At 33.0% G+C, this 11475-nt stretch carries 11 protein-coding genes and 1 tRNA gene; 4 read left to right on the forward strand and 8 right to left on the reverse strand.

From position 1 onward, the window contains the following. The first annotated feature begins 1 nt into the window (after position 1). Entirely contained in the window at positions 2-2425 is a 2424-nt protein-coding gene (parC, locus tag KFD70_RS24775) for a DNA topoisomerase IV subunit A (RefSeq protein WP_336453848.1), read from the forward strand. Between the two features lie 361 nt (positions 2426-2786). Here the strand turns inward: parC and KFD70_RS24780 are convergent, their stop codons facing one another. The 3 genes from KFD70_RS24780 to KFD70_RS24790 all read right to left on the reverse strand — a co-directional run bounded on the left by KFD70_RS24780 (position 2787) and on the right by KFD70_RS24790 (position 4945). Beyond that, a complete protein-coding gene (locus KFD70_RS24780) occupies positions 2787-3938 on the reverse strand; it encodes a cysteine desulfurase family protein (protein ID WP_254610082.1) in 1152 nt (383 codons plus the stop codon). Positions 3939-3956: 18 nt separating this feature from the next. Further along, positions 3957-4850 carry an LPD16 domain-containing protein gene (locus KFD70_RS24785; RefSeq protein ID WP_336453847.1) on the reverse strand — a complete coding sequence of 298 codons (894 nt, stop codon included), beginning with the start codon at positions 4848-4850 and terminating at the stop codon, positions 3957-3959. A 21-nt stretch (positions 4851-4871) separates the two neighbouring features. After that, positions 4872-4945: transfer RNA gene (locus KFD70_RS24790), tRNA-Cys, on the reverse strand. Between the two features lie 551 nt (positions 4946-5496). On the opposite strand from KFD70_RS24790, the gene KFD70_RS24795 reads away from it, so the two are divergent. Next, entirely contained in the window at positions 5497-6429 is a 933-nt protein-coding gene (locus KFD70_RS24795) for a DMT family transporter (protein ID WP_336453846.1), read from the forward strand. A gap of 140 nt (positions 6430-6569) precedes the next feature. After that, complete coding sequence (locus tag KFD70_RS24800) at positions 6570-7220, forward strand: hypothetical protein (RefSeq protein WP_336453845.1); 651 nt, start codon at positions 6570-6572, stop codon at positions 7218-7220. Positions 7221-7261: 41 nt separating this feature from the next. Here the strand turns inward: KFD70_RS24800 and KFD70_RS24805 are convergent, their stop codons facing one another. The 3 genes from KFD70_RS24805 to KFD70_RS24815 all read right to left on the reverse strand — a co-directional run bounded on the left by KFD70_RS24805 (position 7262) and on the right by KFD70_RS24815 (position 8623). After that, the gene (locus tag KFD70_RS24805) at positions 7262-7612 is read right to left on the reverse strand and encodes a hypothetical protein (RefSeq protein ID WP_336453844.1); all 351 of its coding nucleotides are present in this window, start codon (positions 7610-7612) and stop codon (positions 7262-7264) included. A gap of 178 nt (positions 7613-7790) precedes the next feature. Continuing rightward, positions 7791-8216, reverse strand: a complete 426-nt coding sequence (locus KFD70_RS24810) for a thioredoxin family protein (RefSeq protein ID WP_431613451.1) — start codon at positions 8214-8216, stop codon at positions 7791-7793. Continuing rightward, positions 8213-8623, reverse strand: coding sequence for a disulfide oxidoreductase (locus KFD70_RS24815; protein ID WP_336453860.1), 411 nt, complete (start codon positions 8621-8623; stop codon positions 8213-8215). The genes KFD70_RS24810 and KFD70_RS24815 overlap by 4 nt, the downstream gene beginning before the upstream one ends. Positions 8624-9395: 772 nt before the next feature. Between KFD70_RS24815 and KFD70_RS24820 the strand changes: the two genes are divergently transcribed. Then, positions 9396-10424 (forward strand): oxidoreductase, encoded by a 1029-nt coding sequence (locus KFD70_RS24820; protein ID WP_336453842.1) that lies wholly within the window; start codon positions 9396-9398, stop codon positions 10422-10424. 82 nt (positions 10425-10506) lie between these two features. Here KFD70_RS24820 and KFD70_RS24825 read toward each other — a convergent pair whose 3' ends face one another. Continuing rightward, the gene (locus KFD70_RS24825; RefSeq protein ID WP_254610084.1) at positions 10507-10689 is read right to left on the reverse strand and encodes a hypothetical protein; all 183 of its coding nucleotides are present in this window, start codon (positions 10687-10689) and stop codon (positions 10507-10509) included. 27 nt (positions 10690-10716) lie between these two features. Further along, positions 10717-11370, reverse strand: a complete 654-nt coding sequence (locus tag KFD70_RS24830) for a TetR/AcrR family transcriptional regulator (RefSeq protein WP_336453841.1) — start codon at positions 11368-11370, stop codon at positions 10717-10719. Positions 11371-11475 lie beyond the last annotated feature (105 nt).

The raw sequence follows: 11475 nt of genomic DNA on the forward strand, positions 1-11475 counted from the left end.
CATGCAAGCAGAGAAGTTTCATGACCTCCCGCTTGAAGACGTGTTAGGCGATCGCTTTGCACGTTACAGTAAATATATTATTCAAGACCGCGCGCTTCCAGATGCGCGTGACGGTTTAAAACCAGTACAACGTCGTATTTTATATTCCATGTATGTAGAAGGAAATGTACATGATAAGCCGTTTCGTAAATCGGCTAAAACAGTTGGTAACGTTATTGGTAATTATCACCCACATGGTGATTCTTCTGTATATGAGGCGATGGTGCGCTTAAGCCAAGATTGGAAAGTACGTAACGTATTAGTTGAAATGCATGGCAATAATGGTAGCGTGGATGGTGATCCAGCGGCAGCGATGCGTTATACGGAAGCTCGTCTATCACCGATTGCCTCTGAGTTACTACGTGATATTGATAAAGAAACAGTAGAATTTGTATCAAACTTTGATGATACGAGTGAAGAACCAGTTGTCCTGCCGGCGATGTTCCCGAATCTATTAGTAAATGGTTCAACAGGAATTTCAGCTGGTTACGCAACTGAGATTCCACCGCATCATCTTGGTGAAGTAATCGATGCTACAATGATGCGTATTGATAAACCTAATAGTACGGTAGATGACTTATTAACGGTTATTAAAGGACCTGATTTCCCAACAGGTGGTATTATTCAAGGGATTGATGGGATTAAAAAAGCGTATGAAACAGGAAAAGGAAAAATCATCATTCGCGGAAAAGCAGAAGTTGAAACGATTCGTGGTGGTAAACAACAAATTGTTATTACAGAAATTCCATATGAAGTCAACAAGGCGAATTTAGTAAAAAAAATGGACGAATTACGTCTAGATAAAAAACTGGATGGGATTGCTGAAGTCCGTGATGAGACAGATCGTACAGGTCTTCGTATTGTTGTGGAATTAAAAAAGGAAGCAAACGCAGAAGGTATTTTAAATTACTTATATAAAAATACTGATTTACAAATTCCATATAACTTCAATATGGTAGCCATAAATAATCGTCGTCCGACACTTATGACTTTACCAAAGATTTTAGATGCGTACATTGGACATCAAAAAGAAGTTGTTACACGTCGTTCAGAATATGAACTTAGAAAAGCAGAAAACCGTCAGCATATTGTAGCAGGTTTAATGAAAGCATTATCGATTTTAGATGAGGTAATTGAAACAATTCGAGCATCTAAAGATAAACGTAATGCTAAAGATAATTTAAGTGCAAAATTTGGATTTACAGAAGCGCAAGCGGAAGCGATCGTATCACTGCAATTGTATCGTTTAACGAATACAGATATTACCGCACTGGAGAAAGAAGCAGAAGAACTGCAAAAGAAAATTTCAGAATTACAGGCGATTTTACAAAGTGAGAAAAAGCTTCTGCAAGTTATTAAAGCGGACTTAAAAAGAGTAAAGAAAACGTATAGCGATCAACGCCGTGCTGTTATTGAAGAAGAAATTGAAGAAATTAAAATTGATGTGGAAGTTATGATTCCACAAGAAGATGTCATCGTTACTGTAACGAAAGAAGGGTATGTGAAACGAACAGGCTGGCGTTCACATAATGCATCGAACGGGAAAGACTTCGGTATGAAAGAGGGCGACATCTTACTCGAACGTTTCGATACAAACACAACAGAAACAGTTCTTTTATTCACGAATAAAGGAAACTATATTTATCTTCCAGTATATGAGATGCCAGATATTCGTTGGAAAGATTTAGGCCAGCACGTAGCGAATATTGTTTCGCTTGAACGAGATGAGACGTTAATTTGGGCAACGGTTGTACCGAGTTTTGAGGAAGAAAAACGTTTCGTAGTGTTTGTAACGCGAAATGGTATGATTAAGAAAACGGAACTAAATCAGTATAAAGTTCAGCGCTATTCAAGGGCGTTCGTTGCTGTAAACTTGAAAAAAGATGATGAAGTTGTGGATATATTCGCAACAGACGGAACAAGTGATATTGTTCTTGCAACGCATGGTGCATATGCACTTATCTTCAGCGAAGAAGAAGTAAGTCCAGTTGGTGTAAGAGCAGCTGGTGTAAAAGCGATTAATTTAAAAGAAGATGACTATGTTGCTTCTGGTAAGCCGTTAAATAGTGAAAAAGATCAATTGATTCTTGTCACGCAGCGAGGCGCGGTTAAGCGATTGAAAGCTTCTGAAATTGAGAAATCAACAAGGGCGAAGCGCGGCCTTGTTATCTTTAAAGAGTTAAAACGTAATCCGTACCGTATTGTTGGTATTGAAATTGTTCGAGATGATGAACTTGTTTATATGAAAACAGAAAAACAGATTGTCGAAGAAATAGATCCAAAAGCATTCCGTAATAAAGACCGCTATAGTAACGGTAGTTTAGTACTAGATGTTACGGATACAGGTGAAGTGGTCGAAACGTGGACGAAGAAGCGGATAGAGTGAATAAACGATAGTAAGAATTTCAATTAAATATACTCATCTTATTAGTGAAACCCATGTTCTATATAGAACATGGGTTTCTTGGAGTAGTAGGGTTTTAAACTCACCACGATTCTAATTTTTTTAGTTTTTTCATGAAAGTAAACCAAAAAGAATTAGGATGAAAAATAAAGGTAATTATATATTGATTGAAAGAAGGGAAGTATAGTATGTCACCGCCCTATTAGGACTATGAGGTACTCTCGAAAATATATTGTTTTAAGTTATAACTTTTTATTAAAATCTTAGACTGTTGTGAAGCATAAAAAAGCACGATTCTTTCTGTGAAGATATATAGAAAAAAGAGTGCTTTTTTCTATTATTTTTAAAATCCCTGTTGCACACAATAAATATCTTTAATTTTAGCTATAATTTCATCAACAGCGTATAAAAGTTCTTCTTCGCTTAAATAGGGACTAATTGATATACGAATAGAACTATTAGCTTCTTCTTTTGATAATCCAATCTCTTGTAATACATATGACGGTTCTAAGCTGTTTGAATTACAAGCAGATCCCGAAGAAATAGAAACAGTTCTCATACCTGCTATAAGTGTTTCTGAACTAATATTTGGGATCATTATATTTATGATATGAGGTATGCTATTTTCCATACATACATTTACGCGAGAAAGGGGTATTTCTTGTTGAATTTGATTTATAACAATTGTTCTTAATTTCAGTGCTTTTTCATAATTCTCTTTTAGTTCTAATATAGCTATATCACTTGCTACGCCCATACCAGCTATTAGTGAAGTTGGTAATGTTCCACTGCGTAAATATGTTTGTTCGCCTCCAAATAATAAAGGACGGAAATATTCCTGTTTGTGCTGGTTTACATATAAAATGCCTATACCTTTTGGTCCATAAATTTTATGTCCCGATAATGATAAAGCATCTATATCCAATTCTTTCACATCTATTGGTATTTTTCCAAAAGCTTGAACAGCATCTACATGTATCAATGTTTTATACTTTCTGCATAAAGCAGAGATTTCATTGATAGGTTGAATTGTTCCCACCTCGGAATTAACATATGCAAAACTAACAACCCTTGTATCATCATCTAATAAGCGTCTCAATGAATCTAAGCAAATGGTTCCATCACGTTTAATGTCCACATATTTTACGATAATACCTCTTCTTTGTAACTCTTTTCCAACCTCTAAAATCGATTTATGGTCTATAGGTGAGAGAATTACATTTACAGGTTCTTTTTCATGATAATCAATTGCTCCTAACAATGCCAAGTTGTTACTTTCTGTTGCTCCCGAAGTAAATATTATTTCTTCTTTATGAGCACCAATAGAAATTGCAATCTTACTTTTCGCTTGATACACCGCATACTGTGCTTTTTTTCCCATCACATGCTGAGATGAAGGATTTGCAAATTCTGTTTTCATGTACTTTTCTACCACTTCGATCACCTTATTATGACATGGAGTAGTAGCAGCATAATCTAAGTACACCTGTCTCATAAGCATTGCCCTCCTTTATCACGAAGAAAACACAGAGAAATTAACGGTTTTTTCATAGATTTCTTCTTTTGACATTTCACCACTTCCACCAGGATCCGCAACAATAACTTTCATCCCGGTTAAATTATATAGATTAAGAGCAATTTCAATACCTGTACGTACTGGTTGGTAACATTCTCCAGGTGCGAATAATAACAATGCTCTATAACCTGCCTTATGTACCTCAGCTATCATTTCTGTAATTTCTCCTGCACATCCAGTTACACCACAACTAATTAATGTTTTATAATTTCCATCCGCATCTACAAATGATACTTCGGATTGATTTTCTCGATCGTTTAGCATTCTTTTTTCTAATTTTCCTTCTTTTACTAGCTTACTAGCACTTTTTTGAAATCTATATTTAAGCCAAGTTTCAGGGAAAAAGATCGGATTTTTTCGGCTAGACAAGATACTCTGTTGATTAAAGTGCTTACTCTTTTCTAAACTTGTAACGTAAGCTTCTGGAATTTCTGTATATCTCTCATAAAACTCTTTACGAAGATCACTAACGCTTGTATTTGTAGATGGAACATATTGCCAATCATTAATTAATAGTAGATATTTAATGTCTCTAAATTGTTCATAAAATTGCTCGCCTAATTGAATTCCGATATTCCACGTGTATAAAGGGAATATACCTACTCTACGTGAAATCCTTTCTTTCATCACATCTGTTTTCTGTTCTTCGATAATTCCAGGAGTTAAGCTATTTGTTTCTTCATCAAAAAAGAGCATAAAGTGCCCTGACATAATTACTAATTCTTCTTGAGTAGTATTTTTTAATTCTTCACTGATTAACTTGATCATCTCTTCTTCTGATGCAACTAATTGATGAATTCCTTTCTTTTTTACATTCATTGAATTCGACATATGTTACCCCCTTAAAATGTATGGAGGCAGTGCTTGGATTTGAACCAAGGAATTAGGTTTTGCAGACCTATGCCTTACCACTTGGCTACACTGCCATCATATAGAGTTTAGATGCTAATTTGAAACTTGTTTATCACGTTGTTCATAGTATCATTCTAAAAAAATAATCGTCAATAATATTCTGAATATAATTATTTTTCTCAACATCAAAATTAATACCTAGAAAGTTTATTGAAAATATAAGCATTCAAATAAAATAAAGAAATATGCAAGATATTTTAAAATAATAGTGTTTTTGAAGGATAAGAAGCATAACCATAAAAAAAATTTTTTTATTCTATGGTTGACGATTCAGTATAAATTTCTCAAAAGATAATCAATTTTTTATTTTGCAAATATAAGATGCTACATGCTATTGTTAGTTATGATTTTTAGAAATTCTTGTTTTCTAAAAGAGCCGATTTATTATATACGAGTTTTCAATCAAAGAGTAATTAACTATAAAATCATCATACATACAAGATCTTTCAACTCATAAAGGCTTAAGAGCTTATGCTATGTAACCCAGTTGAATATCAAAATAATAACAAGCAACATGCTAAATAAAGCTTGTAATACTAACAATTTAGTGAGAAAGGAATCCAATATGTCCAAACAAACAATTGCTTATATTCAAATGTCATTTGCAATGGTTGCAATTGGAAGTTTTGTTATTGTTAATAAGTACATTATTAAAGAACTTCCTATATTTATTGCTTCAGAGCTTAGATTACTAATTGCTTCCTTAATATTACTTCCTTTATTTTTATATAAAGGTGAAAAAATGCCTAAACTAGTAAAAAAGGATTACATTATATTTTTTCTTCAAAGTTTTATAGGTGTGTTTTTATTTAGTGTTTGCACATTATATGGTTTAAAACAAACAACAGCTTTAGATAGCGGTATTATTATGAGTTGCACGCCTGCAATAATGGCTTTAATCTCTTATTTTTTTCTAAAAGAAAGATTAGGAATGAATAAAATAGGAGGGATTCTATTAACTATTTTAGGTACATTGTCTATCAATGTTTTTGGTCAACTTTTAAATTTTAATGTAGGCTCGCACTCATTAACAGGAAATATGTTAATCTTCTGCGCTGTGATTGGAGAAGCAATTTTCTTTTCTTTTGGGAAATTAATTTCTACGCCTTTAAGACCTTTAACAATGACAACAATTATGAGTTTGACAGGTGCGATATTATTTTTACCTTCTGCGATATATCAATCCTTAAATTTTAACTTTTTTACTGTATCTCCATTGGCGTGGTTACTCGTATTATATACAGGAGTTGTAATTACTGTATTAGCTGTTCTATTAATGAATCAAGGATTAGAAGTAGTATCAGCGGGGACAGCGGCAGTATTTACAGCTTTAATGCCTATAAGCACAGTGATTTTATCAGCTTTTATATTACATGAACCTCTCTTCTGGTATCATATTTTTGGAATGGTATTGGTTATTTCGGGTATTTTTGTTATCACGAACTCTTCAAATGAAAGTAAAGAAATGTTTGAAAGAAGCAGACACGAAAATATGTAACAATAAATTTTCTCAATATAAGATTGCATATATTGTTGGTTTTAATATTCAAAAAAATACATTGTTAATTTACAATAATTTAAGAAGTGTAGAACAGTAATAAATATATGAACTATATTCTGTAATAAAGGAGCCCATAAATGAAAAAAGTATATTCCTTTTTAATGACTGTATCTGTATGTATATTTATATCTGCTTGTTCTAATCAAACGAATTCTGAAAAAGAGGTAGAATCTGATACGAAAAAAGCTCCAATAGCTGAAACGAATGTGAAAGCAAAGCCTTATACAGAGCCATTAACACAAGTAGGACAAGAAGCAAAGCATCCACTTGGAACAGTGGTTCTAAAGCAATTAAGTGAGCCCAATACAATGATAGAAGCAGGGCCTCTTCATATTCGAGTAGAGAGAATTAAGGTAATTCAGAGTACAGAAGTAAGTGAAATTGGGAAATACAACTTAAAAGAAAGAGGACTAAGTACAGAGCAAATGAATGCAATACAATTTACAACTACTTTAGAGAATACTTCAGATCAAGTACTGGATTTGGAACAAGGGCCTTTTAAAACACTTATTTTAAGTAATGGTGAACAAGTAGATGTATATAAAATGAATGCTGATCTGAAAAGTCGAAGCTTAAATGCTAAGGAAAAAATGAAGCTTACACTTATCTGTTTCTTATCTCAAGCTCCAAACAATATTACATCTGTAAAAGTAATTACCGATGTGGTACGAGATCAACAAACAAAAAATGAGGTAAGCGCAGTAACTACTACTGAGATTACTATGTAAAAAAGAAAACAGCCCGATGAGGCTGTTTTCTTATTTTTTAATTAAAAAGCGCAGTATCCAACAACTGGCTTGGATGAACCAGTTTTAATGAAATAGTCAGGAGCATAGCCTTGATCTAACTCACCACCATAGCCATTATCATCTACAAAATCCCAAACCTTACTTCCCATATAAGATTCGCCATTCACATAGCAATATAACCAAAGTTTAGTGCCATCTGGAATGTTTGATTCAGTCCGTAGGCCATTTATGGTCGGAGTCGTGCGAAGATCTAGCCCAGAACCCGTTTTTTGTACCGGATAAAAAGCAGCTTCCGTTACCGTTTGACTTGCAAATAAAACTGAACCTGCTACTGCTACTGAAGCAATTGATAATGCAACTTTTTTAAACATACGTGTTACCTCCTAATAAATTATATTTTATTGCAAATGGGGAATCCCCCTCATACTTAACAAGTAAAAAATTAAATTGTATTCAATATTGGTAAGCATGAGGGAGATTCCCTTTACTTCTCTATAAATTAATAGAATATAGGTTTGAAAAAATAGTGTTTTAGTAAAATGAAAATTCTTATTTGTTGTTTTCAAACCATGTTTGAAACGTTTGGAAGGACTGTTCACCTAATATACGGTTCATTTCCTTCCCGTCTTTGTAAGAGATAATTGTAGGGGTTCCTTTTATTTGAAACATATCCCAACCTTGTTTATACTCTTCTAGATTCAAAACTTGCATATCAATATTCATATTTTTTGCCATAGGAACTACAATTGGTGAAATCCTTTGGCAATGCGGACAGGTCGTTTTGTAGAAATAAACTATTTTTGTTTTTTGATTTGATAGATCTTGTTGTAATTGTTCGGAGGTAATTTGGTTTTTATAATAATCTACCTCCTCAGTACTTGTGGTTTTTTCACTTTTTGTTCCTTTATTGGTTAGAATAAAAATAAGTGTAAATATTGATAAAATAGTAATAATGAAAAAAAGCATTTTTTTCATATACTGTTTCTCTCCTTGCTTATTTTAATAAGAATAAAGCAACAAATAATAATAAGAAGAAAGGCTATTAGAGCGAGAAATGGGATTGTAATAAATCCGAACCAATCTAAATAATCTCCTGTGCAAGGTATTCTCCCACATGATGTTCCATTTTCAGATAAAAATGGGATTTTTTGAAGGGAATAGTGATAGGCAGCTATACATGCGCCAAGGATAGCGAGAACCAAACTATAAACCCCAATTCTATAATCTTTCCGTATAATAGCTGTTCCTAGTAAAAGAACGAGTGGATACATGAGAATACGTTGATACCAGCATAATGTACAGGGCTCATATTTCATTATTTCAGACAGATACAAACTCCCGAGTGTTGCAATAAAAGAAACAGACCAGCTACTAAACAATATGTATTCTAGTTTTTTTTATGTATTGTTCATGACTTCAACCTTTCTTTTTTAAAGATGGAAATAATGTAATAAAGTCCTCTAAGAAAGTAGAATATAAAAAATAAATTTTAAAAATGATTGGCTCAAGAGTTATTATAAATTATGTTTTTGTTTTGTATATTGAGAAAATTTTGATTTTATAAAATCTTATAGAAGAATAAAGTAAATAAGATGAGATAAATTGGAAGTATGCATATCCTTTTTTTGGAGGCTGACTACGCTCATCCAGTAAATATTTTAAAGTGCCCTCAAAACGAAAAATTTTTCTTTACAGCTATTTATAAGAATTCAGCTTGTTTTGTTATTTAGGTGAGTCAATAGATTTATCCCGCTACTTTAGGGCAGTAATACTCCCACCTCAAAATTCGGCGGGAGCTGATAATCAGTGGGGGATGAGAAAAACCCCCACTGATTAAAGTTTCACTTTATTAGTTTGATGGTAATGAGGTTGCTCCTTAAAAAGTCGAAAAAGATGTGAATATACACATCTTTTATAATTCTATTTATCTTCTATACTTTTGTTCCGCTATTTGCGGGTAGTAAGACTCTCAACTCAAAATTTGGCAAGAGCAAAGGGGGAGGTGAGGGTTAATAAGCAGTGAGTATGAAGAAATTCTCACTGCTTAAAGTTTTACGTTATTTTTACTAATCTAAGAATGAGCAAATCGTTATGTAAATAAAATAAAAATTGCTATAATAATTATGAAATCGTTCTCATAAATGGAGGAATTATATGAAAAAAATAGGTGTAGGGATTGTAGGATTTGGATTTTCTAGTACAACATTTCACATCCCTTTATTACAAACGATAGATGAATTTGATATTTGTGCGATTGTATCTTCAAAAGAAGAGGTAGTGAAAGAAGCATTACCAACTGTACAAGTGGTTCAAACGATTGGAGAATTAGTAAAACGAGATGATATAGACCTTGTTGTTATTACATCACCAAATACAACGCATTTTCCATTTGTGAAAGAAGCTATTTTACATGGTAAACATGTTGTTGTAGAAAAACCTTTCGTTGTTTCAATTGAAGAGGGAGAAGAACTTATTAGATTGGCGAAAGAGCATAATGTTTTTGTTAGTGTGTATCATAATCGCCGTTTTGATAATGACTTCTTAACAATAAAGAAATTAATTGAGGAGAAACAAATTGGAAATGTGTATGCATATGAAGCGCATTTTGATCGTTTCCGTCCTCATGTGCGTAATCGTTGGCGTGAAAAGAACTTACCAGGGTCAGGGATTTTATATGATTTAGGATCGCATTTAATCGACCAAGCATTACATTTATTTGGAAAACCAGATGCTGTTAGTGCGGATGTAGTAAAGCAAAGACCTGGGGCAGAAACAGATGATTATTTCCATATTGTACTTCACTATGGAATCAAGCGTGTCGTGTTACATAGTAGTAGTTATGTGAAACATGCAGGACCTCACTTTAGTGTTCATGGAGATAAAGGTTCGATTGTGAAATATGGTATGGATTCACAAGAAGAGCAATTAAAAGCCGGTATGAAGCCAGGGGATATTGGATATGGAGAAGATCAGGAAAGTCAGTTTGCGGTTTTAGAAACAGAAGAAGAGACAAAGCATATTCCAACAGAAGTAGGATGCTATGAAATGTATTACAAAGGGATTCGAGATAGCATATTAAATGGTCTACAGCCTCCAGTAACAGCGGAGGAAGGGTTGCAAGTAATTCGAATGATTCAAGCTGCTATTGAAAGTAGTGAAACAGGTAGGGTTATTTCATTATAAATAAAAAAGACACGATTTCGTGTCTTTTTTTGATGAGTTTCGTGGTTGAAATTATATGTTAGATTCGTTTAGAGAAATTTTTTTAATATTTGTTAAAAAAATTTTTAATTGCTTCTAGCTGTATATTATGACTACAATGCTCACAAGTGTATTTTCCATTGCTATTTTCTTTAAAGAGTTTGTATATTTTAGTTCCTTCATATGCTTTAAATATTTGTCTACAGCTCATACAAACCAATTCATAGAACAGTTTATCTTGTGACATATAACATTCCCCCTTGATCTCAATAGCTCAATTCAAACTTGCATTTTCATTTTTGCAAGTCATATTGTCGGGATTAGAAAGTCCATAAAAAAACAACGTAACAATATCTTTTATATGTTTTTTACGATCTCCTTCTAAGAGCTGTGCCCCATAATCTTCACCTAGCTTACTAAACATTTGAATGTATAGTAGCACCATTTCTTTTGAAAGGTTTGGATTAATTTCATTTTTATACTGTGCGTTTTCTAATATCTCGAAAAACCAAGGAAGGACTGTCTCGTGTTGATAACGATATAGAAATTCATGGAGTTCTGGATCTTTTTGAGTTGCTTGCAACAGCATTTCAGGATGAAATAAACTGCCACTTTCCATCTTTCGTAGTATCATTTTATGCATCATATCATGAAATGGCATGTTTTCAGCTGCTATTTCTTGATAGTATTGAAATTCAGTTGTCGTAAATTCTTGAATAAGTTCTCTAAAAAGGGCATCTTTACTTCCAAAATGGTTATAAATTGTCACCTGAGATACTTTAGCCTCTTTTGCAATATCCCCTATTTTTACTTCGTTAAATCCACGTTCTGAAAATAATAACAACGCTGCATCTTTAATAGCTCGTTTTTTCTTTTCTTTTACTTTTTCAAACCCGTTCAATACAATCACCTCACTTAAAATATACAAGAAAATAAAACGGAAAACAATAATTTTGAAATATACGCATATAAATATTTCAAAAAGTTGTTGCCAATGTGATTGGAGAGGAGTACAATAATTTTGAAATATAAA

The sequence above is a fragment of the Bacillus pfraonensis genome (assembly GCF_050768835.1).
Lineage (GTDB): Bacteria > Bacillota > Bacilli > Bacillales > Bacillaceae_G > Bacillus_A > Bacillus_A pfraonensis.